Below are 21,982 nucleotides of genomic sequence, written 5' to 3'. Positions count from 1 at the left end.
ACGACTAGAGAGGGGATTACCTTATGGCACTTGAAGCAAGTATCAAGAAGGCGATCATCGAAGAATACGCAACTCACCCAGGTGACACGGGATCCCCCGAGGTCCAGATCGCGATGATGACTCGTCGCATCTTCGACCTCACGGAGCACCTCAAGATGCACAAGCACGACCACCACTCACGTCGTGGACTGCTTCTTCTTGTTGGTCAGCGTCGTCGTCTGCTGGGTTACCTCCAGAACATCGACATCACGCGTTACCGCACGCTGATCGAGAAGCTGGGACTGCGTCGCTAGTCGATTCGTCACACTTGCCAAAGGCCGCCATCGCTTCGCGATGGCGGCCTTTGTTGTTGCGAGAGTAGAACGGGCCCGGCACGTTCCCGTGCGGTCGGGTGTTTTATCCGGTGGGCGCCGCTGCCGAGTTCTTTTTGACGCGGCGGGGGAGTGTCAGCAGCGTGGTGACGCTCACGGCGATCATCAGGATGGCGCCAATCGCCACAAGCGAAAAGAGGCCAGCGGCGGGAAGCACGAACATAGCTACTCCGGCGGCAATCGCAACGATTCCGCTGAGCCAACCGAACCAGCGAGGGTGAATGGTTCCCCGAACACCTCCGATGAGGTCGATGAGTCCTTCGAGAATCCATCCGGCTCCGATGACGAAGGCCAGAGCGCCAAGGGCGTTGAAAGGGTTTGCGAGGCACAGGATGCCGGCAACCACGATGAGAAGTCCGAGTACACCGGTAACCCAGCGCATCGGGGAGTCGAGGTCGTTGGCGACGAACGCGGCCATGAAGCGGTACATGCCAGAGGCAATGAGGTAGATGCCGAAGAGCACCGCCACCGTCAGCAGTGTCGCTCCAGGGAACAGCACCCCGATGACGCCCAAGACTAGTCCGATCACAGCGACGGCCATGAGGTCCCCGCGGTGTGCGCGCAGCAGTCGTGGCAGAACGTCTTCCGCCGAGCTGGTTCTGAAATTAGTGCTGTTAGACGAGGTCATAATAGTCCCAACCGGTGCGGTTAATCGGTGTACGTTGTTTCCATTCTTCCAGTTAAGGCACGCTTATGTGCAAGAACGACGCACCCATTAGGCTCGGTATATGTTTCGTCGCGTTACGTACTCTCAGCTCGGTGGGCCCGAAGTGCTCACAATTTCCGAAGTTCCTGAACCCCATGCGGGTGCTGGCGAAGTGCGAGTGCGGGTGAAGTTTGCCGGCATCAACCCTTTTGACGCCAAAGTTTTTCGCGGCGCCGCCACTTCGACTCCTCAGAGCGTGTCGTTTCCTAGCGGCAACGGCAATGACTTCGCTGGTGTTGTTGACGAACTCGGTGATGGCGTCACCGGGTGGTCGGTCGGAGACGAAGTGCTCGGTGGCAAAGGTTTCAGCGCTCAAGCCGACTACGTTGTTGTTCCCGCAGCTAAGCTGGTCCGCAAACCTGCGGCCCTCAGTTGGGAGCAGGCAGGTGCCCTCGATATCGTCGGACGCACTGCCTGGGCGAGCGTCGAAAGCATTTCTCTTACATCAGCGGATACCGTGCTTGTCAGCGCCGCAGCCGGCGGTGTTGGCGTGATCGCCGCGCAGCTTGCCAAGCTGAAGGGCGCAAAAGTAATTGGCTCCGCCAGTGAATCGAATCATGAATTTTTGCGGTCTCTTGGCATCCACCCGGTGGCCTACGGCGAGGGCATGGTTGAGCGAATTCTCGAGATAAGCCCTGAAGGCGTGACCGCAGCGCTCGACAATAACGGGCGCGAAACAGTGGATGCTGCGCTTGCGCTCGGCGCTCCGGCTGACCGCATTAACACGATCGCCGACTATGCCGCTGTCGATGAGTACGGCACCACGGGTGTGGGCGCTGCTGGTGCCACTGCCGACGATCTGGCCGCGCTCTCCGCGCTGGTCGCTGCGGGAACGGTGCAGGTTCCGATTGAGGCGGTATTTCCGATCGAAGAGGTCTCCGCTGCTTACGCGAAGCTCATGGAGGGTCATTCGCGCGGAAAGATCGTTCTCGAGCTGTAAGAACCACTGGTTGAGTGCTGTGGTGGCAGTCGGAAGCGGCGATAGTATGAGCCGATACGGGCCGTGAAGAGAAAGCGACGACAGCCATTTTCCAGCTTCTTTCTACCGGACTGATCGCAGGCATTGCCGGCTTTGCGTCGTCGTTCACACTCGTGGTTGCTGGGCTCCAAGCGGTCGGCGCGAGCGATGCCCAGGCGGCATCCGGTCTCCTCATCCTCACTGTTCTGATGGGTCTTGTAACCATCGGTTTGGCGTGGCGCTATCGCATGCCGATTACTGTTGCATGGTCCACTCCTGGAGCTGCTTTGCTGATAGTGGCGGCTCAGGGCGACATCGAATTCCGTGCAGCTGTGGGTGCGTTCATTGTCTGTGCGGTGTTGATTGTGGTGTGCGGCCTCGTACCAGCGCTGGGTCGGCTCATTACCAACATCCCACAGCCCATTGCCAGTGCGATGTTGGCGGGCATCCTGTTTACGATCTGTCTCGCACCAATCACTGCAGCCGTTGAGTACCCGTGGCTGGGGCTTCCGATGGTTGTTACCTGGCTGATTTTGTTGAAGGTCGCGCCGCGCTGGGCGGTTCCCGGCGCACTAGTTGCTGCAGTGGTCGCGATCGCTGTGACGTCGGGCGGCACCCCGTTTCCGGGATCGACAATCGTGCCGCAACTGACCTTTGTGATGCCGACCTTTGATCCGATCGTGATTGTGAGTCTGGGGATTCCTTTATTCATTGTGACGATGGCGGGTCAAAACGTTCCAGGTTTTACTGTGATGCGCACGTACGGTTTTGCGGTTCCCGCCGGGCCAGCACTCACCGTTACCGGCGCAGCATCGGCGGCGAGTGCTTTCTTTGGCGGTCATGCACTCAATCTGGCAGCAATCACCGCCGCGCTGACGGCAAGTGAGGAAGCTCACGACGACAGTAGTAAACGATGGATCGCGTCCGTCTCTGCAGGAGCCACCTATGTCGTTATCGGTCTCGGCGCCGGGCTTGCCACAGCTCTCGTGACGATTGCGCCGCCCGTCGTGGTTGTGGCAATCGCCGGTCTCGCGGTGATGGGTGCGCTAATCGCGTCAGTACGGAGCGCACTCGAAGCTCCCGAGCATCGGATCGCTGCGATTGCAACGTTTTTGGTCGCCAGCTCTGGCATCACGGTCATCGGAATTGGCTCCGCATTCTGGGCGCTCATCGTGGGTGCCATCGTTATGGTCTGGCTCGGGTGGCGCACGCAGCGAAGTCGACCAAACCGTCGAATCGATGCGGCAACCACACTCCCAGAGAAGTAATTCAAAACTTTTTTCACCGTTCTGCATCCAAAATGGGTGTTCAGCCAGAAGTACTCCATGTCAGGCGAATTACGCCCGATCCATGAGAGGACAAGAACAGTGCGAAACAAACTTATTGCCGGTGTAGCCGCCGGAGCGATCGCCGCAGTAGGCGTTGCAATCCCCGCAAGTGCAATCTCAGACACCAGCGCCGACCTGTACGTTCTGCATGCAGTCCCCGGACTCACCGTAGACGTCTACGTCAACGGTGAGTTGACTCTCGATGACTTCGAGCCCGGTGACCTCGCTGGCCCCCTCGACCTTCCGGCCGACACTTACACGGTAGCCATCACGGCATCGGATGCCATGGACGACTCTGCCCCTGCAATCGGGCCCATCGACCTGACGCTCGACGCCAACATGAGCTACACGGCCGTCGCTCACCTCGACGCTGATGGAGCGCCAACCGCGTCGCTGTTCACCAACGACCTGAGCGCGATCCCTGCCGGTCAGGGCAAGCTCACCGTTCGTCACACTGCAGCGGCTCCCGCCGTTGATGTGCTCGCAAACGGCGCTGTAGCATTCGAGAACCTCAGCAACCCTGACGAGGTAAAGGCAAATCTCCCCGTCGGAACCATCTCAGCCGCGGTCGCAGCAACCGGAACCACAGACCCAGTTATCGGCCCGGCAGACGTCACCATCGCTGAAGGTGTCAACACCATCGTTTACGCCTGGGGCAGCCTCGCTGACGACAACCTCCAGCTCGCAGTACAGACCATTGACGGTCTCCACTCGAACCCCGGTGGAGTAGATGCGGGGACCGCTGGTCTCGCCGCTGACAACAACAACGGTGCGCTCATCGGTGGCCTCGGCGCCCTCGCAGCGCTTCTTGCTCTCGCAGGATTCGCAGCGACTCGCCTCACCGCAGCCCGCGCATCCAAGTAGTCACAACTAAATAACTCACCACACAATCACACACCCCATCAAGGAGAACGTCATGGCCGCGAGAATCCTAGCCCTCGCGGCCATGGCGCTTCTCCTTGCAGGTTGCACAACTACAGCAGCTCAACCCATCGCTCCCGACCCGGCACCGACTCCGCTTCCTACCGCGGTGGTCGATGTGCCTCGGCAGTCGAGTGAAATCGCGCCGGTAGAGCAAGTTTCCGCCCCGGTACGCATCCAGATTCCCTCGGTCTCGATCGACATCCAGATCACCCCGGTCGGCGTTGAGGCTGACGGTCTCATGCAGATCCCCGAGAACATCCGGGTGGCAGGCTGGTACCGCTATGGTCCGTCGCCCAGTAGCGAAACCGGGTCAACCGTGATCACCGCCCACGTTGATTCTTTTGACCAAGGCTTGGGCCCGTTTGCGTATCTCAAAGAGATGCCCGCAGACGCTGAGATTATTGTCACTACCGAGGACGGCGTGGATCACCGCTATCGCCTAGAGTCGGTTCAGAACATCCAAAAGAAGCAACTTCCGCTCGATCAGGTCTTTGATCGAGATGGCGCCCCACGAATTGTTTTACTCACCTGTGGTGGACAGTTCGATAAGAATGTGCAGAACTACTCTGACAATGTTGTTGCGATTGCGAATCCACTGTGACAACCATCAACCGGAGAATCATGACCGACAAGGACCTCGCTAACGAAGCGCGCATGACGCTCGCCTTCGTTGCGGGTGAGGAATCGGCGCTCGCAGACATTTACCGTCGCTGGTCATCACTTGTGTTCACTCTCGCCGTTCGATCTCTCGGCGACCGTGGAGATGCCGAAGACGTCACCCAAAAAGTTTTCGTTTCGGCCTGGACCGGTCGAGCAGGCTACAAGCCGGAACGCTCAACCCTCTCCGCCTGGCTTGTGGGGATCACTAAGAACAAGATCGCCGACACGCACGAAGCCCGCGCGCGAGTGCGTCGCCTTCAAGAAGAGCTGGCCGCGACAACGTCGAGGGGCGAGCCAATTGTGCAAGACTTCGATTTGGCTGACACGCTGATGGTGGCCGACGAAATCGCCAGGCTTGAGCCGGATGCTCAAGCAATAATGCGATTGGCATTCTTCGACGATCTCACACACAACCAAATAGCCGACCGCCTCGAACTACCTTTGGGCACGGTCAAGAGCCATATCCGGCGCAGTTTGCAACGGATGCGAACACGATTGGAGGAGACCTATGCGACACGTTGATCCTGAGGTCCTTGCGCTGCTTGCTCTTGGCGAGCAGGTCGCCCTCCCCGTAGACAGCGAACACATCAGCGAATGTGAGCAATGCCGTCGTGAAATCGAAGTATTGTCTCGCGCCGCGGTGGTCGGTCGCGCGACGTTTGATGCCGGCGAGCTGCTCGATCCGCCATCGCGAGTTTGGGAGCGAATCAGTGACGAGCTTTCTCTGAGCCCCGAAGCGCCGACGCTGCCGCAAAAACTATCCACTTCAACAGTTGTCGACGAGCGCGTGGATGTATTAGCTGAGAAGCGCGCTGAGCGTGCGTTGAGTGAGCCTGATTGTGAATCAGCTGAGGCGCCACCAGCTGAGGCCAATCCCGTCACCGAGGGCGCTACTGTGCATTCGCTCGACAAACGCCGGCGTCCATGGGTTGCTGCGCTTGCTGCGGCAGCGTCGCTCGCGCTGGTTGCGGCAGCAGGATCAGCGATCTGGCTAACGTTCCAGCCCGCCGATCAGCCGACGATTCTTGCGAGTGCAACGCTCGATGCTTTCCCTAATTGGGCGGATTCAACGGGTGAGGCCAGGCTCGAGCGACGGCCAGACGGTACGCGAGTGATTGATGTGAACTTCGATGCACCCGCGACTGCTGGCGGCTACCGCGAAGTGTGGCTCATTACCTCGGATGCCACGGCTCTCGTGAGCCTCGGAATCGTCGAGGGCACGTCAGGTCAGTTCACGGTGCCCGATGGCCTCGACATCGATAGCTACGATCTTGTCGACATCTCCGAAGAACAGTTCGACGGCGACCCTGCGCACTCGGGCGACTCAATCGTGCGTGGTCAGCTCTCTAACGAGGCCTAGTCGAGCGCTCACATCCCTGCTTCGCGAGCGTCGGCGTCAGTCGAAGCGCACCGTCTCGAGCCGGTACAGGGCGAGCGCGACGGAGAGCCTCGTGCGGCCGCGAGTCGTGCGCACATCGAAACCGAGCTTGCCGCTCAGTTCTTCTGCCCGTGACTGCACGGTGGAGTGGTGAAATCCAAGTGTGGTCGCTGCGGCGCGCAGACTATCGCTCGCGGCAAGAGTGTCGAGCATGGCAATGATGCGCGGTGATTCTCGAATGACAACCCCAACCGCCTGCAGGTCGCAGTTTTCGGGGGCGCCCGCTGGGCTGATTTCCGCAAGCAGCAAAAGCGAACCCAGGTCATCTGCGTGCAACACGGGTTCACTATCGGAAGTCAACCGCAGGGCGATGAGTGCGGATTGCCAAGAACGCACAAGTTCGGCGGGTGCGGCAGCGATTCCGACTCCCGCTCGCGGTGCCGCCACGGCATCCGTATTAAGCACGACCTCGGCGAGTACAGGCCCCGCAACCGTGGACATCACTGCCGACGGGATGTGCACGGGGCCAGCGGAGTTCGCGGGCTGCGCAATCACTCGGTAACGGGTGCTGGGAGTGAGCCCGAGGGATTGTGTAGCAGTCTGACGCTCAGCAGAAGTTCGTGCAGCATCCAGTAGCGACTGCACAACGCTGTCGCTGCCAGGGTTGGCGAGTGACGCGATGTCTCTGGGCATAAGTGGCTGCCACCTTTCGTGGGTGCGGCACCACTGTACGGCTCACAGCCCCCATACCGCCAATTGGCGGTATGGGGGCGGAATTATCGGGGAACAGTCTGGTTGAACGAGATAACTAATTGATCCAGCCACATTTTGGGAGACCGGAGCACTAATGCAGTTCGGAATTTTCACCGTTAGCGACGTCACCACTGACCCCACCGATGGCAGCACCCCCACCGAAGGTGAGCGCATCAATGCCATCGTCACGATTGCCAAAAAGGCGGAAGAAGTCGGACTCGATGTGTTCGCCCTTGGCGAGCACCACAACCCGCCGTTCGTCTCCTCCAGCCCCACGACGACCCTCGCCTATATTGCTGCACAAACCGAGAGGCTCATACTCTCTACAAGCACGACGCTCATCACCACCAACGATCCTGTGAAGATTGCTGAAGACTACGCAATGCTTCAGCATCTGTCTGATGGTCGGGCCGACCTCATGATGGGTCGAGGCAACACCGGGCCGGTGTACCCGTGGTTCGGCAAAGACATTCGTGACGGCATCCCGCTTGCAATCGAAAATTACTCGCTGCTGCACAAGTTGTGGCGTGAAGAGTTTGTGAACTGGGAGGGCAAGTTCCGCACGCCCCTTCAGGGTTTCCAGTCGACGCCGCGCCCGCTGGATGGCGTGCCTCCCTTCGTGTGGCACGGTTCGATCCGCAGCCCAGAGATCGCTGAACAGGCAGCCTTTTACGGTGATGGCTTCTTCGCGAACAACATTTTCTGGCCCAAAGAGCACTACATGCGTCTCGTCAGCTACTACCGTCAGCGCTTCGAGCACTACGGTCACGGCACGGCAGCACAGGCCATTGTGGGGCTCGGTGGCCAAGCATTCATGCGCAGCAACTCGCAGGCAGCGAAGGCCGAGTTCCGACCCTACTTCGACAACGCCCCCGTCTACGGTCACGGCCCGTCGATGGAAGACTTCACTGACCAGACCCCACTCGCGGTTGGTAGCCCGCAAGAGGTCATCGATAAGTACGCAGGAATGCGTGAACACTTCGGTGACTACCAGCGCCAACTTTTCCTCATGGATCACGCCGGACTGCCGCTCAAGACCGTGCTCGAGCAGCTCGACCTTCTGGGCGAAGAAGTGGTGCCCGTGCTCCGCAAGGAGTTCGCTACCAACAGACCGGCCGAAGTTCCGGATGCTCCCACCCACGCATCTCTCGTCTCCAAGCGTGACGCAGCTCTTGCCGCCCTCGCGGCCGCCGATGCCCGAGCGGTCTAGTAACCCTGCCCGTGCTGCTCGGGCGCCAGCGGTTGTTGAGCTCGTTTATCCGGTCTTGCGGCGGAAGTCGCGTTTGTGGTCAGCGCGGTCTTGGGTTCCCTGAATTGCCGATTCGGCGTCCAAGTGTCCCGGGCGAGCTGTTTCCTTATTCTGCTTACGATCAAGCGCCTCGCGGAACCTGCGCTTGTTATCTTCGCTCGCAGAGGGTGTTGATTCTGTGGGTTCCATACCCTCAAGCGTAAACGACTGGCAGCCTGAGCGTGTCGTTACGGTCGCTTTCTGGGGTCGGATGGTGCCTAATGGTACGATTGTGAGCGTTGTCCACGTAGTTGTGGGGCAACACCGGAGCAGGCTGGCAAGAAGCTGGTCACCGGTGGTAATTTTCCGAGTCGTTCGGAGGCTTTCTACTGTTGGCCAGACGTGCGCCGCCACTCTAGGCATGCGCACGAACCATCGCGTCCTTCTGCCCGCTCCTGCTCCTTGACGAGTCGCACACCACACGGGTGCGCGACGTAAAACAAAGGAGAAACCCCCGCATGGAGGGTCCAGAAATCACATTCGCCGAAGCCGTTCTCGATAACGGTAAGTTCGGCAAGCGCACCGTGCGCTTCGAAACCGGTCGACTCGCTCAGCAGGCACAGGGTGCCGTAGCCGCGTACCTCGACGAAGAAACAATGATCTTGAGCGCCACCAGCGCGGGTAAGCACCCGCGTGAAGGCTTCGACTTCTTCCCCCTTACCGTGGATGTCGAAGAGCGTTCATACGCTGCAGGCAAGATCCCCGGCAGCTTCTTCCGTCGCGAGGGTCGCCCCTCGACGGAAGCGATTCTTGTCTGTCGTCTCATTGACCGTCCGATGCGCCCGACCTTCGTTGAGGGACTCCGCAACGAAGTTCAGATCGTCATCACCGTTCTGAGCATCGCTCCTGACGAGTTCTACGATGCACTGTCGATCAACGCTGCTTCGCTCAGCACCCAGATCTCGGGTCTTCCGTTCTACGGTCCCGTTGCCGGCATCCGCCTCGCATTGATCGGCGACCAGTGGGTTGCCTTCCCGAAGCACAGCCAGCTTGCTGACGCTGTCTTCGACCTCACCGTTGCTGGCCGCATGGTTACCAACGACAAGGGCGAAGAAGACATCGCCATCATGATGGTTGAGGCAGAAGCTACCGAGAACAGCTGGGAGCTCATCAAGGCTGGTGCAACCAAGCCCGACGAGGCTGTTGTTGCTCAGGGCCTCGAAGCATCCAAGCCGTTCCTCAAGCAGCTTGTGAAGGCTCAGCTCGAGGTTGCCAACAAGGCGGCAAAGCCTGTTGCCGAGTTCCCGCTCTTCCCGCCGTACTCCGACCAGGCATACAACGCCGTGTCCGAGCTGGCCGAGGCAGAGCTTCGCGATGTCTACAAGATCGCTGACAAGATCGAGCGTCAGACCGCTGACGACGAGCTCAAGGCTCGCGTCAAGGCTGAAGTTCAGTCGAAGGTCGACGCTGACGAGCTCGGCGCAGATGTTCTTGGCATGATTGGCGGTGCATACAAGGCTGTCAGCAAGAAGGTCATGCGCCAGCGCGTTCTGACCGAGGGAATCCGTATCGACGGCCGTGGCTTGAGCGACATTCGTGCGCTTGATGCCGAGGTTGAGGTCATTCCTCGCGTTCACGGTTCGGCAATCTTCCAGCGCGGCGAGACCCAGATCTTGGGTGTCACCACACTGAACATGCTCAAGATGGAGCAGCAGATTGACTCACTGGCACCAGTGACCAAGAAGCGCTACATGCACCACTACAACTTCCCGCCATACTCCACCGGCGAGACTGGTCGTGTTGGTAGCCCCAAGCGTCGTGAAATCGGTCACGGTTTCCTCGCAGAGCGCGCCATCGCACCAGTGCTTCCTCCCCGTGAAGAGTTCCCTTACGCGATTCGCCAGGTTTCCGAGGCACTCGGTTCCAACGGTTCAACCTCGATGGGTTCAGTGTGTGCCTCTACCTTGTCGCTGCTCAATGCTGGTGTGCCGCTACGCGCACCCGTTGCCGGTATCGCCATGGGCCTGATTTCGGATGAGGTCGATGGCGTAACGCGCTACGCGGCACTCACTGACATCCTCGGTGCTGAAGACGCACTAGGCGACATGGACTTCAAGGTTGCCGGCACAAGCGAGTTTGTCACCGCCATTCAGCTCGACACCAAGCTCGCTGGATTGCCTTCGTCGGTTCTCGACGGCGCGCTCAAGCAGGCTAAGGAAGCGCGCACCGCGATCCTGTCAGTTCTCAACGCTGCAATCGATGCTCCCGACGAGATGGCTCCTACGGCTCCTCGCGTGATCTCGGTTCAGATCCCGATTGACAAGATCGGTGAGCTGATCGGTCCAAAGGGCAAGAACATCAACCAGATCCAGGATGACACCGGAGCGGACATCTCGATTGAGGATGACGGAACCGTCTACATCGGTGCCGTCGATGGCCCCTCGGCCGAGGCTGCACGCGCGGCGGTTAATGCCATCGCGAATCCGCTCAACCCTGAGGTCGGCGAACGTTTCCTAGGTACGGTCGTCAAGATCGCGACCTTCGGCGCATTCGTTTCGCTCACCCCGGGCAAGGACGGACTGCTGCACATCTCTGAAGTTCGTAAACTCGCCGGTGGCAAGCGTGTTGAGAACGTCGAAGACGTGCTCGCTGTCGGCCAGAAGATTCAGGTTGAAATTACCAAGATCGATGACCGCGGAAAGCTTTCGCTCGCACCGGTGACTGATGAGTCTGATGCAGAAGCAGCGATTCCCGCTGAGGAAAGCTAGATTCGACGCACCGAAGCCGAAGTAACGATCAGCGCCCATCCTCTTTGAGGGTGGGCGCTGTTCCGTTAACCACGCAGAGCACACGATTTCATCCCTCAATCAGGGGTAGTCACCCCTGTCTCCCCTAACAAAGGGTGGGGATCTGAGCGCATTGGAGCGATACGGTGGGACTGTGACCCGAATCACTACACCCCTTGATGCGTTCATGAGCGACATGCTCGTGTGGCTTGAGACCGCGTGGTATCTGTGGGTGGCTCTCGGCATCGTCGTGGTCGTCGTGGTCGTCAGCGTGGTTGTCGCGAAAATGCGCAGCCGTGGCTACGAACGCGTACCGCACTACTTTCGCCAGAATAGCTAGCCCAGTACAGCTAACCCAGAACAGCTAACCCAGAACAGCTAACCCAGAACAGCTAACCCAGAACAGCTAACCCAGAACAGCTAACCCAGAACAGCTAACCCAGAACAGCTAACCCAGAACAGCTAACCCAGAACAGCTAACCCAGCGGCTCTCGCTCTCGCTATAGTCCCGTAGTCCCTCAGCGGGGTGCGGCGCGCCCTCTAGCGAGTTGCGTCGTGCTCGGTACTCGACAGTCCCGTCAGCTGGGCTCTCGCCACGACGTGGTCGCGCATGACAAATCCCAGCATCGCTGGGGTGCTTCCTGCCGGAATGTCGAGGAGTTCGGTGTTCAGCGCGCTTAGTGTAAAGACGTAGCGGTGCTCACCGTGGCCGGCAGGAGGGGCGGCCCCCTGAAACGACTCGAGTCGGAGGTCGTTGGGCAGAGTGATTGCTCCGTTGGGGAGTAGCTGCGCGTCGGCACTACCGGCATTCTGGGGCAGTGACTCGATCGAGGCTGGAATGTTAAACACTGCCCAGTGCCACCATCCGCTGCTTGTGGGCGCATCAGGGTCAAACACGGTGAGTACGAAACTCTTCGTGCCCGAGGGGAAGCCCTGCCAGTGCAGGGTGGGGGAGCGGTCTTCCCCGCCAGCGTTAGCTATCCCTGAGCGGGCCCATTGCGGCAGCGTGCCGCCGGCCTCAAAATCGGGGCTCTCAAGGTCGAATGATGGCACGTCTGGAAGCTCCCAGTTCGGGTTATTCACGATCGCAGTCCTCTCGAAGGTTGACACTGTGCTGTTGCCATTATTGCGAGGATGCGCCCGAAGCGACACCGAAGCAACACCGCTGCGGCCCTGGATGTCGTCGCAGCGCCCCGATAAGACGGTTTTCGACACGGAGTAGTAACGATCGCGCTATGCTGCACGTTTTCGGGTCGCCCTCGTTTTATCCTTGCCAAAAGCCTTGTGGGAGGCCCAAATGACGCAGGTACACCCGACTCGATCACTGCCGGGTTCCGCTAGCGCGCGAGCACGCTCTGAGCCTCATTTCAACACTCGAGTGATCGGCTCCTCTGACCTTCGCGTCTACCCCCTTGCACTGAGTGGAAACATTTTTGGTTGGACCGCTGATGAGCAGGCGACGACGGCTATTCTCGATGCCTTCGCCGAGGGTGGAGGCAACTTTATCGACACGGCCGATTCTTACGCATCCGGTCGAAGTGAGCTCATGATCGGTGAATGGATGCGCGCGCGCCGCAATCGCGATGACATGGTTGTTGCCACCAAGGTGGGTAAGAGTCGCGAAAACCCTGGCATGCATGCTGAAGCGATCAAGCGTTCGGTCACTGCATCGTTGACCCGATTGGGAACGTCACACATTGATCTGTTGTACCTGCACGTCGATGACGAGAGCGTCGACTTCGATGAGACGTTGTTGGCGGTCGATGAGCTAATCGGTGAAGGCAAGGTGCGCTACTTCGGCGGCTCAGATCACACAGGAAATCGTCTCATTCAGGCGCGCATTGCGTGCGGTCAAATGGGAGTAGCCCCGATGGTCGCAATCCAGTCGCATTACAACCTGCTGCACCGTCAAGAGTTCGAGATTGGGCTTGCCCATGTTGCAACGATCCAAGGTTTGGGCATTATGCCCCGGTTCGCGCTCGCGAGCGGATTCTTGAGTGGAAAGTATCGGCAACGTTCCGACCTGGCGCTCAATTCCCGCGGGCAGGAGGCCGCGCAGTACCTACGTCGTCGCGGCATCAAGGTGCTGAATGCGCTGGATGAGGTTGCTCATGAGCACGATGCGAGCCCGGCTACCATAGCCCTGGCGTGGCTGCTCAATAAGCCAGGAGTGGTTGCGCCAGTGGTGAGCGCTAGCACAGCAACTCAGGTGCCGGAGTTGCTGGCGGCCGCGCGCGTGCAATTGACCCGGCATCAGTCAGCAGAGTTGGATCGGTCGTCGGCCTATTAGCCACCGCGCGGCCAGTTGTGACCGCTTAATGCTGACGAAATCAATACTGACGAAATCAATGCTGACGGGCTCAATGCTGACGGATTCGGCGCTGGCTGACTAAGCGCTGACGGATTCGGCGAGCACGCGCTTGACTACTCTAGCCATTGCCGCTCCCGCAGCAATCGTGTCACCGGCGTAGCCTCCCGCGAGGGCGCCATCTTTGGCGAGCATGAGTTCGTCGGCGGCGTCACCAGGGAAAGGATGATGTGCGCTGCGCATCAATTCGTAGAGGGCTTCGTTGTACCAATCGCGGTGTTCGGCAATCAATACACGCACGGGATGCTTGGGGTCGGGAAATTCGGCGACAACATTGAGGAATGGGCATCCACGAAAATCGTGCTTCGTGAGCTCGGCGGCGACGCCCTCGAGCAGCCCGAGGACGGCGTCGTGAGGGGAAGCTGCGCCTTCGATGACTGATCGCACGTGGGTCTCTACTGCTGCTCTGCGGCTCTTGACGTACTCAATAATCAAGTTGTCTTTTGAGCGGTAGTGCTTGTAGAAGGTTGCCTTCGTCACGCTCGACTGCGCAATGATGCGGTCTACTCCGACGTTCAGGATGCCGTTTTGGTAGAAAAGTTCGTTAGCCGTTTCTAGAATGCGGCCCTTGGCCGGAGCGCGCTGTGCGGTCTCTGGTGTCTCAAATACCATCACAGCGCACTCCGTCCGGGGGAGATTCGGATCAGGAACGTTCCCCGCTTAGTGCATCGTTCGATTCGGGTTCGCGCGATGCGGTTTTAGGACACAACCCGGTTCGGGTCCGGGTTGTGTGGTTATGAACGTCACTTGATTCGAATCCAAGTGACCGGTTGTCGGCTTCGGGTGCCTGAAAAAACAGTAGCACAAGAGGACATACAGACAAGTCTGTCTGTCCTCTTTAATTTCCCCCAGTATGGGGGGCATGGCTTTAACTAAGTTTCTGCGAGACGGGGTGAACGGTCAGAATGACGTAGGCTGATAGGGATGATCGACGCAGTGAATCTTCCTCTTGACCTTCCCGAACTGTCGTTCACCGCAACCGGCGACAGTCTCGTTCGCAGAACCGTTTTGCCGAGCGGTGTGCGCATTCTTAGCGAACAAGTTCCGGGTGCGCGCAGCGCAACGGTGGGCTACTGGGTTGCGGCTGGCTCGCGAGACGAGCTGCCAGGAACCTTCGGTGCCACTCATTTCTTGGAGCACCTGCTGTTCAAGGGAACTCCGTCGCGCACTGCGCTAGACATCGCGGTCAGTTTCGATGCGGTGGGTGGCGAGCACAACGCGATGACCGCCAAGGAATACACCTGCTATTACGCCAAGGTGCAAGACATCGACCTGCCCATGGCGATCGAAGTGATCGGCGACATGCTCGCCTCGAGCCTGATCGATGCCACAGAGTTCGCGAATGAGCGTGGAGTGATTCTCGAAGAACTCGCCATGGCCGATGACGACCCGACCGATGTCGCGAGTGAGCGCTTCTTCGAGGCCGTCTTTGGCGAGCATCCGCTTGGCCGGCCGATTGGCGGTAGCCCTGAAACGATCAACGCAATTTCGCGAGATTCCGTAGTGAAGCACTACCGTGGAAACTACCGGCCTCAAGATCTCGTGATTACAGTGGCTGGCGCTGTCGACCACAATATGGTCGTCGCCTTAGTTTCCTCGTGTCTTATCGCTGCGGGATGGGACCTGTCGCATGAGGCGACACCGGTTGCGCGTCGAGATAGCGCTGCAGCGCAAGCCTCCGAGCCGGGTCAGCGACTTCAGGTGACTCCTCGACCCATCGAGCAGGCGAATATCATTGCTGGCGTCGAAGGGCTTTCCGCTACCGATGAGCGTCGCGCAACCCTTACCGTGCTCAACTCGATCTTGGGCAGTGGTATGTCATCGCGGCTGTTTCAAGAAGTGCGCGAAAAGCGTGGGCTGGCCTACTCGGTGTACTCCTTCGCGCCCAGCTACTCCGATGCAGGAATCTTTGGCATTTATGCCGGATGCTCGCCCGCGAAGTCTGCGCAGGTTGCCGAACTCATGCTCGAAGAGTTCACGAAACTCGGCCATGCTGCTGTCACGGACGAAGAAATCAGCCGGGCGATCGGGCAACTGCGAGGGGCCTCAGCTCTTGCGCTCGAAGACTCCGATTCGCGCATGTCGCGACTCGGTCGCAGCGAACTCACGCTTGGCGAGTTTGTCGACCTCGACACATCGATCGCACGGATCTCAGCGGTCACGGCCGACGGCATCCAAGAACTTGCTCACGAACTCTCCTCACGCCCCCTGTCGATTGCGGCAGTGGGTGCGGTAACTGAAGAGATGTTCTCCGGACTTACTCTCGGCAGCGTTGCCCAGAGTTAGATCAACAAAGGAATGGTGATGGCTCACTACCTGTACCTCGTTCGTCACGGCGAACAGCAAGACGCAGAACATGGACTGCCCGACGGCCCGCTCTCGGGCAAGGGAACACGTCAGGCGATGGCAATCTCTGAACGCCTCGGTGGTGTTCCGTTCACTCGCGCCTTTCACTCTCCACTTCAGCGCGCCGCCGAAACCGCAGCGATCATGACTGAACGAATGCCTGCTCTTGAGTCGCAGCCCACAACGTTGCTCATGGACTGCATCCCGAGCGGCCCAACTCCCGACATGCCTTCAGCGTTCGACCACTTTTTTGGGTCGGTGACTCCCGAAGAGATCGATGCGGGTCAAGCACAAATGGAAGACGCCGTCACCGAGTTTCTCCGGCCGGTGCGTGAGGATCGCCACGACCTGCTCATCACTCACAATTTTGTGATTGCGTGGTTTGTTCGCGAGGTGCTCGGTGGCGATCAGTGGCGCTGGCTTGGGCTCAATCAAGCCAATTGCGGCCTCTCAATCATCCGGGTGCGCAGCGCCAAGCCTCCAGTGCTTGTCGCTCACAACGATCTTGGGCACCTGCCGGCAGAACTCCGTACGGGTCTGCCCGAAGAACAGCCGTACTAGAGCAGCGCGAATTCACCGCGCGAACTCTCCACGCGAATTGATGCTGCCGACAGCACAGCAGAGCGCGATTAGCGGAGTTCTTTGCGATACCAAGTTGTCGCGTTCGGGTTGTCGTTATAGGGCTCCACTGATTCGAACCCGCTCGACCGGTAGAGGCCTCCAGCCGCGGCCAAGCTTTCGTTAGTGTCGAGCACCAGTTCTGTAGCATGCCACTGGCGGGCACGACGCTCGAGTTCCGTGAGCAGCTGTCGTCCGAGCCCGGCACCACGACCTGCGGGTCGCACCCAGAGGTGCTTCACCTCGAACTGACCAGCATCACGCTGGCGGATTCCACCACACCCGAGCGCGCTGCCTGACTCTTCGACAAGAACGAACACTCCGCGGGGCGGTTCGAATTGTTCTGCCGTCGGAAACGTTGTGACGTAGCCCGAGGGTGTGGGGAATGTCTCGGCTCGGTAGCTGAAGTACTCAGTGAGAAGTTCGTGGGCGAGAGCATCCGTGACGGGGACGGGGCGAAACTGTGGCACAGCACCACAGTACTCGCGGCTGTGAGTTGGAGTAGTCAGCGGAGTCGCTCAGCATTGGTAGATTTGGGTAATGACAACGAAAGTAGCGGTAGTCGGCGCAACCGGTCGCATGGGAACGTTCATCCGTGGCGTGGTCGATGCCTCAGACGACTTTTCACTCGTGGCCACGCTCAATTCGCGGTCAGACCTCAGTGAAATGCTTGAGGCAGATGTAGTCGTGGATGTCACCGAACCAAGCGTCTCGCCGTCTGTTGTCGAGTTCGCCATTTCTCATGGCAAGAGCGTGCTGGTTGGTACCTCTGGCTGGAGCGAAGATCGTGTTCAGGCGGTGAATTCTTCGCTCACCGAGCACCCCGACGTCGGTGTCATCTTCATCCCCAACTTTTCGCTCGGCTCGGCCCTAGCCACCTCATTCGCGGCTACTGCTGCCCGGTATTTTGACTCGATCGAAATTATCGAAAGCCACCACGCAGGCAAGGTTGATTCGCCGTCGGGAACCGCAGTTCGCACGGCTGAGCTCATGGCCGATGCCCGCACCGACCGCGGTCCAGTAGCAGCGCCTCACCATGACCAGCGTGCCCGCGGCGAGCAAGTTGCGGGTATCCCCGTGCATAGTCTGCGAATGTCGGGAGTCGTGGCGCACCAACAGGTCATTTTCGGCGGGCCAGGCGAGGTGCTCACGATCGACCATCGCACGATGTCGCAGGATTCCTATGAGGCCGGAATCCTGCTCGGTCTGCGCGCGGTCGTTGGCGCACGGGGCGTGACGGTCGGGCTCGACCAGCTCATCAACCTCTCACCCAGCGGCAGCGAGGAGTCACAATGAAAACACGCATAGCGGCTCTTGTCATGGTGGGCCTTCTGGGACTCTACCTGGTGTTTGTGATCAATTATTCGTTCATTTTGATCGGAACTGGGGAAATTGTCGCGCAGGTGATGGGGTGGGCGTTGCTCATACTCCCATTGATTGGTTTCTGGGCGCTCGCAGCCGAGCTGGCTTTCATCTTCCGGGCAGAGCGGTTGCTCAACACCCTCCGGGAGGAGGGCGCTTTGCCCGAGGAAATCACTGAACGTCGGCCGAGCGGGCGAGCCGAGCCAGAAGCGGCAGACCGCGCATTTGGGCGTTACCGGGACGAGGCCGAAGCCAGCCCCGATTCCTGGCGGGCGTGGTTGCGCCTCGGGCTCGCTTATGACACGAGTGGCGATCGACGTCGGGCCCGTTGGGCTACTCGTCACGCCATCGCGCTCTCGCGTAGCGCTGACAAGAAGGCTGCTTAGGCGAGTTCTCGCTGTCGCGACTGATCTCTCGAGGGGGAACAGCTAGTCGATGAACTCTTTGATTGCCTGCTCGATTGTGGTGTGCGTGAAACTAAAGCCCGTGTTGAGCAGAGTGCGAGGCTGAACATTCTCATCAACCAGGATGAGGTCTTCGCCTGCGTCGCCAAGCATCCTTATGGCAAAGCTCGGCACCACCAGCCAGTGTGGTTTCTGCATTGTCCGCGCGAGGGTCGTCGTCACCGTCTTTGCCGTCGCCGGGGCCGGCCCAACGAGGGAGACGACACCAGAGAAGTCGCTGCGCATTAGGTGAATGATGGCGGCAGCTTCGTCGTGGAGGCTAATCCAGGGCCAGTATTGGTCGCCGCTGCCGAGTCGACTGCCCAGCCCGAAGCGGGTGAGCAGGTTGAGCGGAGTGAATGCGCCGCCTTTGCCCACGACGATTCCTGTGCGAAACATGACGAGGCGGGTGTGCGACGGAGTGAGGCGGGCAGCCTTCTCCCACGCCTCAACAACGTCGCTGAGGAAGCCTGTCCCTTTCGCGGACTCGTCCGTCAGCACCTCACCAGGGCGGCTGCCGAAGTAGCCGACCGCTGAACCATTGAGAAAGACATCGGGGGGAGTGCTGGCGCGCCGAATTGCCTCGGCGATAGTGCGGGTGCCATCCACTCGTGAACGCAGAATCTCCCGCTTGTACCCGGGCGTCCACGGCAATTTCCCTGTGCTAGCGCCGGCCAGATTGATGACAGCATCCGCACGCTCGATGGCTCGATCATCGATAGTCCCCGACTGCGGGTCCCACTGAAACTCGGTGTCGGTCTGTGGTGAGCGGCGCACGAGGCGCAGGACATCGAAACCTGCTGTCTCGAGCTGGGAGACGAGTTCGGTGCCAATATAGCCGGACGCGCCGGCGACAAGCACCCGGGTGGCTGATGACCCAGTCACTACTAGGCCAAGCTTGCTTCAAGGGTGATGGGGATACCGGTGAGGGCACGTGAAACGGGGCAGCCTTCTTTGGCTTCCTGTGCCAGTCGCTGAAATACCTCATCGCTCAGGTCGGCGACTTTGGCGCTGACGAGCAGGTGACTTCCCGTGATTCCTTCGGCAGGGTCAAAGGTGACTGCTGCGGTAACTTGCAGGCTTTCGGCCGGTGTTCCGTTGCTGGCGAGACCGTTCGAGAACGCCATGGCGAAACATGCCGAGTGAGCCGCGCCGAGTAGTTCTTCGGGGTTGGTCGTTGATTTTTGGCCCTCTGATCGCGCTGCCCAGTTCACTGGGAATTCTGCGGCATCAGAGGAGTCAAGCGATGTCGTTCCGTTGCCGCTGAACAGGTCACCAAACCAGAGGGTTGTTGCTTCGCTCGTAACAGGCATAGCCGTTCCTTTCGTCGTGTTCAACACTATGCGGTGGCTGAGCGACGTGCATGAGAAACCCGTGTGAACCTGCGCGCAGCAAGTACTATCGACTCGATGGCTTCTACGATCGCAACCCCTTACGAAGACCTGTTGCGCGACACGCTCGCGAACGGTGTGCACAAGAGTGACCGCACGGGCACCGGAACACGCAGTGTGTTTGGTCGCCAATTGCGATTTAACCTAGCCGAGGGGTTCCCTCTCATCACGACGAAGCGCGTGCACTTCAAGTCGATCGCCTATGAACTGTTGTGGTTCTTGCGCGGGGAAAGCAATGTTTCCTGGTTGCGCGACAACGGCGTCACGATTTGGAATGAGTGGGCCGACGAAGCGGGAGAGCTGGGCCCGGTCTACGGTGTGCAGTGGCGTACATGGCCCACGCCGTCTGGTGAGCAGATCGACCAAGTTGCTGAAGTCATCGAGCAGATCAAGACCAACCCCGACTCGCGTCGACTGATTGTTTCGGCATGGAATCCGGCCGACATCCCGAAGATGGCGCTCGCTCCCTGCCACGCGTTCTTCCAGTTCTATGTTGCTGATGGCAAACTCTCGTGCCAGCTTTATCAGCGCAGCGCCGACCTCTTTCTTGGTGTTCCGTTCAACATTGCGAGTTATGCCCTGCTCACTCACCTGGTTGCCGAGCAGACCGGGCTAGAGGTCGGAGACTTTGTATGGACCGGTGGCGACTGTCACATCTACGACAACCACGTTGAGCAGGTCACCGAACAGCTCACCCGGGAGCCCTTCGCCCCGCCGCACCTTGCGATCTCGACGAAACCGGCCAGCATCTTCGACTACGCATTCGAAGATTTCGAGATCATTGGCTACGAACACCACCCCGCGATTAAAGCGCCGGTTGCCGTGTGATCGCGCCTGTTGGCGTGATCTGGGCTCAATCGGAGGGCGGCATCATTGGCAACGAGGGCACGATGCCGTGGCATCTGCCGGAAGATCTTTCCCACTTCGCCGCTCTCACGCGCGGCAACCCCGTCATCATGGGGCGCAAAACGTGGGAATCGCTCCCTCAACGATTCCGGCCATTGCCGGGGCGCCGCAATATCGTTGTGACCCGCCAAACGAAGTGGGGCGCCGAGGGGGCCCAAGTCGCACACAGCGTTGATGCCGCAATTCAGCTGGCTACGGCATCCGACAAACCCGACGAGACTATCTGGGTCATTGGCGGTGCAGAAATCTATTCACAGGCACTCGTTTGTGCTCAGCGCCTCGAGGTCACCGAGATCCGTGAGCACTTTGATGGAGATACTCACGCGCCGGAGCGAGGCGAACAATGGATGCTCGCAGCGAGCGATCCCCTCGAGGGCTGGCACACCTCATCCAGCGGACTTCATTACCGTTTTTTGCGCTACGAGACCGACGCGTCTCAGCAGCGCTAACCTAGAGGGGTGTCTACAGATAATCCTTTCGGTCAAGTACTCGTCGCGCTCATCACACCGTTCACCGCTGACGGTGAAGTCAATTGGGGTGATGTCGAGAAGCACATTGATGATGTGATCAGCGCCGGCGCCGATGGTGTCGTCGTTACCGGCACCACCGGCGAGACCAGCACGCTCACTGACCCGGAGAAGATCAAACTCGTTGAGGTCGCCAAGTCGGTTTCTGCGGGACGCGCCAAGGTCATCACCGGTGGCGGCTCCAACGAGACCGCTCACGCAATCGAGCTGTATAAGGCAAGCGAGAAAGCGGGTGCTGACGGTGTGATGATCGTCACGCCGTACTACAACAAGCCCACTCAGGCCGGCGTACTCACGCACTTCCGCATGATTGCGGATGCTACCGACCTCCCGGTAATCCTTTATGACATTCCCGGGCGCACTGGGGTACCGATCCAGTACGAAACGATTCTTCGTGCGGCGAAGCACCCCAACATCCTTGCGGTCAAAGATGCCAAGGGCGATTTCAGTGAGGTGAGCCGCGTGCTCAATCAGACTGACTTGATGTACTTCTCTGGCGATGACGCCAACGTTTTGCCGCATTTGTCGATTGGCGCCACGGGGCTCATCGGTGTCACAGCCAATATCGCCCCTGGCCCGTACCGCGTGATTGTCGATGCGGTTAACGCTGGCGATTTGGCGACTGCTACTGCAGCACATCAAGCGCTTGAGCCGCTCGTGCGTGCAGCGATGACGCACGTGCCTGGCACTGTGGCAGCCAAGTACATCCTTCACGGCCTCGGTCGCATTTCGAGCCCGCGGGTGCGTTTACCTCTTGTCGGCCCTGAAGAGTCAGAGGCAGCCCAGATCGAAGACGAGTTGGCTTTGGTCACCGGCATCGAGGGTCTCGATCTCAAGAATTTTCGCCCAGACCGCAACGCGGCAGCTGGAGGCGCACTTCCTAAGATTGCTGGAGCAACCCGCTAGCTTCGCCCATGAGGGGTAGGCTC

The 21,982-nt window shown here is 59.4% G+C and carries 26 protein-coding genes; 18 read left to right on the top strand and 8 right to left on the bottom strand.

What is annotated here, in order from left to right:
* Window positions 1–23: 23 nt before the first annotated feature.
* On the top strand, window positions 24–293 hold the full coding sequence (gene rpsO / locus AADH44_RS08195; protein WP_341952257.1) for a 30S ribosomal protein S15: 270 nt from the start codon (window positions 24–26) through the stop codon (window positions 291–293).
* 103 nt (window positions 294–396) lie between these two features.
* On the opposite strand, the gene AADH44_RS08190 is transcribed toward rpsO, so the two are convergent.
* The gene (locus tag AADH44_RS08190; RefSeq protein ID WP_341952256.1) at window positions 397–912 is read right to left on the bottom strand and encodes a DUF308 domain-containing protein; all 516 of its coding nucleotides are present in this window, start codon (window positions 910–912) and stop codon (window positions 397–399) included.
* A gap of 187 nt (window positions 913–1,099) precedes the next feature.
* On the opposite strand from AADH44_RS08190, the gene AADH44_RS08185 reads away from it, so the two are divergent.
* From AADH44_RS08185 to AADH44_RS08160, 6 genes are all read left to right on the top strand, one after another.
* Window positions 1,100–2,017, top strand: a complete 918-nt coding sequence (locus AADH44_RS08185; RefSeq protein WP_341952254.1) for an NADP-dependent oxidoreductase — start codon at window positions 1,100–1,102, stop codon at window positions 2,015–2,017.
* 86 nt (window positions 2,018–2,103) lie between these two features.
* Window positions 2,104–3,303, top strand: a complete 1,200-nt coding sequence (locus AADH44_RS08180; RefSeq protein ID WP_341954966.1) for a benzoate/H(+) symporter BenE family transporter — start codon at window positions 2,104–2,106, stop codon at window positions 3,301–3,303.
* Between the two features lie 99 nt (window positions 3,304–3,402).
* The gene (locus AADH44_RS08175; RefSeq protein ID WP_341952252.1) at window positions 3,403–4,227 is read left to right on the top strand and encodes a DUF4397 domain-containing protein; all 825 of its coding nucleotides are present in this window, start codon (window positions 3,403–3,405) and stop codon (window positions 4,225–4,227) included.
* 52 nt (window positions 4,228–4,279) lie between these two features.
* Complete coding sequence (locus AADH44_RS08170; RefSeq protein ID WP_341952251.1) at window positions 4,280–4,888, top strand: class F sortase; 609 nt, start codon at window positions 4,280–4,282, stop codon at window positions 4,886–4,888.
* 20 nt (window positions 4,889–4,908) lie between these two features.
* The gene (locus tag AADH44_RS08165; protein WP_341952249.1) at window positions 4,909–5,469 is read left to right on the top strand and encodes a sigma-70 family RNA polymerase sigma factor; all 561 of its coding nucleotides are present in this window, start codon (window positions 4,909–4,911) and stop codon (window positions 5,467–5,469) included.
* Window positions 5,456–6,307, top strand: a complete 852-nt coding sequence (locus AADH44_RS08160) for an anti-sigma factor (RefSeq protein ID WP_341952248.1) — start codon at window positions 5,456–5,458, stop codon at window positions 6,305–6,307. The genes AADH44_RS08165 and AADH44_RS08160 overlap by 14 nt, the downstream gene beginning before the upstream one ends.
* Window positions 6,308–6,343: 36 nt before the next feature.
* Here AADH44_RS08160 and AADH44_RS08155 read toward each other — a convergent pair whose 3' ends face one another.
* Entirely contained in the window at window positions 6,344–7,018 is a 675-nt protein-coding gene (locus tag AADH44_RS08155) for a helix-turn-helix domain-containing protein (RefSeq protein WP_341952247.1), read from the bottom strand.
* A gap of 154 nt (window positions 7,019–7,172) precedes the next feature.
* Between AADH44_RS08155 and AADH44_RS08150 the strand changes: the two genes are divergently transcribed.
* On the top strand, window positions 7,173–8,288 hold the full coding sequence (locus AADH44_RS08150; RefSeq protein ID WP_341952245.1) for an LLM class flavin-dependent oxidoreductase: 1,116 nt from the start codon (window positions 7,173–7,175) through the stop codon (window positions 8,286–8,288).
* A 45-nt stretch (window positions 8,289–8,333) separates the two neighbouring features.
* Here the strand turns inward: AADH44_RS08150 and AADH44_RS08145 are convergent, their stop codons facing one another.
* Window positions 8,334–8,516 (bottom strand): DUF5302 domain-containing protein, encoded by a 183-nt coding sequence (locus tag AADH44_RS08145; protein ID WP_341952244.1) that lies wholly within the window; start codon window positions 8,514–8,516, stop codon window positions 8,334–8,336.
* A gap of 308 nt (window positions 8,517–8,824) precedes the next feature.
* Here AADH44_RS08145 and AADH44_RS08140 point away from each other — a divergent pair, with 308 nt between their 5' ends.
* Window positions 8,825–11,074, top strand: a complete 2,250-nt coding sequence (locus tag AADH44_RS08140; RefSeq protein ID WP_341952242.1) for a polyribonucleotide nucleotidyltransferase — start codon at window positions 8,825–8,827, stop codon at window positions 11,072–11,074.
* Between the two features lie 172 nt (window positions 11,075–11,246).
* A complete protein-coding gene (locus tag AADH44_RS08135) occupies window positions 11,247–11,432 on the top strand; it encodes a hypothetical protein (RefSeq protein ID WP_341952240.1) in 186 nt (61 codons plus the stop codon).
* 200 nt (window positions 11,433–11,632) lie between these two features.
* Here AADH44_RS08135 and AADH44_RS08130 read toward each other — a convergent pair whose 3' ends face one another.
* Window positions 11,633–12,178: a YbhB/YbcL family Raf kinase inhibitor-like protein gene (locus tag AADH44_RS08130; protein WP_341954965.1), complete on the bottom strand. Its 546-nt coding sequence runs from the start codon at window positions 12,176–12,178 to the stop codon at window positions 11,633–11,635.
* Between the two features lie 211 nt (window positions 12,179–12,389).
* Here AADH44_RS08130 and AADH44_RS08125 point away from each other — a divergent pair, with 211 nt between their 5' ends.
* Window positions 12,390–13,382 (top strand): aldo/keto reductase, encoded by a 993-nt coding sequence (locus AADH44_RS08125; protein ID WP_341952238.1) that lies wholly within the window; start codon window positions 12,390–12,392, stop codon window positions 13,380–13,382.
* Window positions 13,383–13,481: 99 nt separating this feature from the next.
* Here AADH44_RS08125 and AADH44_RS08120 read toward each other — a convergent pair whose 3' ends face one another.
* Window positions 13,482–14,072 carry a TetR/AcrR family transcriptional regulator gene (locus tag AADH44_RS08120; protein ID WP_341954962.1) on the bottom strand — a complete coding sequence of 197 codons (591 nt, stop codon included), beginning with the start codon at window positions 14,070–14,072 and terminating at the stop codon, window positions 13,482–13,484.
* A gap of 312 nt (window positions 14,073–14,384) precedes the next feature.
* Between AADH44_RS08120 and AADH44_RS08115 the strand changes: the two genes are divergently transcribed.
* Window positions 14,385–15,746 carry a pitrilysin family protein gene (locus AADH44_RS08115; protein ID WP_341952236.1) on the top strand — a complete coding sequence of 454 codons (1,362 nt, stop codon included), beginning with the start codon at window positions 14,385–14,387 and terminating at the stop codon, window positions 15,744–15,746.
* Between the two features lie 18 nt (window positions 15,747–15,764).
* On the top strand, window positions 15,765–16,367 hold the full coding sequence (locus AADH44_RS08110) for a histidine phosphatase family protein (RefSeq protein ID WP_341952235.1): 603 nt from the start codon (window positions 15,765–15,767) through the stop codon (window positions 16,365–16,367).
* 68 nt (window positions 16,368–16,435) lie between these two features.
* On the opposite strand, the gene AADH44_RS08105 is transcribed toward AADH44_RS08110, so the two are convergent.
* Window positions 16,436–16,894, bottom strand: coding sequence for a GNAT family N-acetyltransferase (locus AADH44_RS08105; protein ID WP_341952234.1), 459 nt, complete (start codon window positions 16,892–16,894; stop codon window positions 16,436–16,438).
* Between the two features lie 70 nt (window positions 16,895–16,964).
* Between AADH44_RS08105 and dapB the strand changes: the two genes are divergently transcribed.
* Together dapB and AADH44_RS08095 are read left to right on the top strand one after the other, a co-directional pair.
* The gene (dapB, locus tag AADH44_RS08100) at window positions 16,965–17,720 is read left to right on the top strand and encodes a 4-hydroxy-tetrahydrodipicolinate reductase (protein WP_341952232.1); all 756 of its coding nucleotides are present in this window, start codon (window positions 16,965–16,967) and stop codon (window positions 17,718–17,720) included.
* Complete coding sequence (locus AADH44_RS08095; RefSeq protein WP_341952231.1) at window positions 17,717–18,172, top strand: hypothetical protein; 456 nt, start codon at window positions 17,717–17,719, stop codon at window positions 18,170–18,172. The genes dapB and AADH44_RS08095 overlap by 4 nt, the downstream gene beginning before the upstream one ends.
* 42 nt (window positions 18,173–18,214) lie before the next feature.
* Here AADH44_RS08095 and AADH44_RS08090 read toward each other — a convergent pair whose 3' ends face one another.
* Window positions 18,215–19,114, bottom strand: coding sequence for a TIGR01777 family oxidoreductase (locus AADH44_RS08090; protein ID WP_341952229.1), 900 nt, complete (start codon window positions 19,112–19,114; stop codon window positions 18,215–18,217).
* Window positions 19,115–19,116: 2 nt separating this feature from the next.
* A complete protein-coding gene (locus AADH44_RS08085) occupies window positions 19,117–19,542 on the bottom strand; it encodes an OsmC family peroxiredoxin (protein WP_341952228.1) in 426 nt (141 codons plus the stop codon).
* A 96-nt stretch (window positions 19,543–19,638) separates the two neighbouring features.
* Here AADH44_RS08085 and AADH44_RS08080 point away from each other — a divergent pair, with 96 nt between their 5' ends.
* From AADH44_RS08080 to dapA, 3 genes are read left to right on the top strand one after another with little or no spacing between them, the layout of a single operon-like run.
* Window positions 19,639–20,448 carry a thymidylate synthase gene (locus tag AADH44_RS08080; RefSeq protein WP_341952227.1) on the top strand — a complete coding sequence of 270 codons (810 nt, stop codon included), beginning with the start codon at window positions 19,639–19,641 and terminating at the stop codon, window positions 20,446–20,448.
* Window positions 20,445–20,975 carry a dihydrofolate reductase gene (locus tag AADH44_RS08075; protein WP_341952226.1) on the top strand — a complete coding sequence of 177 codons (531 nt, stop codon included), beginning with the start codon at window positions 20,445–20,447 and terminating at the stop codon, window positions 20,973–20,975. Before AADH44_RS08080 ends, AADH44_RS08075 begins: the two co-directional genes overlap by 4 nt.
* Window positions 20,976–20,984: 9 nt before the next feature.
* Window positions 20,985–21,959, top strand: coding sequence for a 4-hydroxy-tetrahydrodipicolinate synthase (gene dapA, locus AADH44_RS08070; protein ID WP_341952225.1), 975 nt, complete (start codon window positions 20,985–20,987; stop codon window positions 21,957–21,959).
* Window positions 21,960–21,982 lie beyond the last annotated feature (23 nt).

It is taken from the genome of Salinibacterium sp. TMP30 (assembly GCF_038397785.1).
In the GTDB taxonomy this organism is placed as follows: Bacteria; Actinomycetota; Actinomycetes; order Actinomycetales; family Microbacteriaceae; genus Rhodoglobus.
The sequence above is the reverse complement of the archived record's forward strand: the minus strand, read 5'-3'. Positions and strand labels throughout refer to the sequence as shown.

Excerpts from the sequence above, each read along its gene's own strand:
- AADH44_RS08120 (WP_341954962.1), bottom strand. The coding sequence starts at position 14,072 with ATGGTATTTGAGACACCAGAGACCGCACAGCGCGCTCCGGCCAAGGGC.
- AADH44_RS08160 (WP_341952248.1), top strand. The coding sequence starts at position 5,456 with ATGCGACACGTTGATCCTGAGGTCCTTGCGCTGCTTGCTCTTGGCGAG.
- AADH44_RS08140 (WP_341952242.1), top strand. The coding sequence starts at position 8,825 with ATGGAGGGTCCAGAAATCACATTCGCCGAAGCCGTTCTCGATAACGGT.
- AADH44_RS08085 (WP_341952228.1), bottom strand. The coding sequence starts at position 19,542 with ATGCCTGTTACGAGCGAAGCAACAACCCTCTGGTTTGGTGACCTGTTC.
- AADH44_RS08145 (WP_341952244.1), bottom strand. The coding sequence starts at position 8,516 with ATGGAACCCACAGAATCAACACCCTCTGCGAGCGAAGATAACAAGCGC.
- AADH44_RS08185 (WP_341952254.1), top strand. The coding sequence starts at position 1,100 with ATGTTTCGTCGCGTTACGTACTCTCAGCTCGGTGGGCCCGAAGTGCTC.
- AADH44_RS08150 (WP_341952245.1), top strand. The coding sequence starts at position 7,173 with ATGCAGTTCGGAATTTTCACCGTTAGCGACGTCACCACTGACCCCACC.
- AADH44_RS08110 (WP_341952235.1), top strand. The coding sequence starts at position 15,765 with ATGGCTCACTACCTGTACCTCGTTCGTCACGGCGAACAGCAAGACGCA.
- rpsO (WP_341952257.1), top strand. The coding sequence starts at position 24 with ATGGCACTTGAAGCAAGTATCAAGAAGGCGATCATCGAAGAATACGCA.
- AADH44_RS08115 (WP_341952236.1), top strand. The coding sequence starts at position 14,385 with ATGATCGACGCAGTGAATCTTCCTCTTGACCTTCCCGAACTGTCGTTC.
- AADH44_RS08190 (WP_341952256.1), bottom strand. The coding sequence starts at position 912 with ATGGCCGTCGCTGTGATCGGACTAGTCTTGGGCGTCATCGGGGTGCTG.
- AADH44_RS08155 (WP_341952247.1), bottom strand. The coding sequence starts at position 7,018 with ATGCCCAGAGACATCGCGTCACTCGCCAACCCTGGCAGCGACAGCGTT.
- dapB (WP_341952232.1), top strand. The coding sequence starts at position 16,965 with ATGACAACGAAAGTAGCGGTAGTCGGCGCAACCGGTCGCATGGGAACG.
- AADH44_RS08165 (WP_341952249.1), top strand. The coding sequence starts at position 4,909 with ATGACCGACAAGGACCTCGCTAACGAAGCGCGCATGACGCTCGCCTTC.
- AADH44_RS08125 (WP_341952238.1), top strand. The coding sequence starts at position 12,390 with ATGACGCAGGTACACCCGACTCGATCACTGCCGGGTTCCGCTAGCGCG.
- AADH44_RS08095 (WP_341952231.1), top strand. The coding sequence starts at position 17,717 with ATGAAAACACGCATAGCGGCTCTTGTCATGGTGGGCCTTCTGGGACTC.
- AADH44_RS08170 (WP_341952251.1), top strand. The coding sequence starts at position 4,280 with ATGGCCGCGAGAATCCTAGCCCTCGCGGCCATGGCGCTTCTCCTTGCA.
- AADH44_RS08080 (WP_341952227.1), top strand. The coding sequence starts at position 19,639 with ATGGCTTCTACGATCGCAACCCCTTACGAAGACCTGTTGCGCGACACG.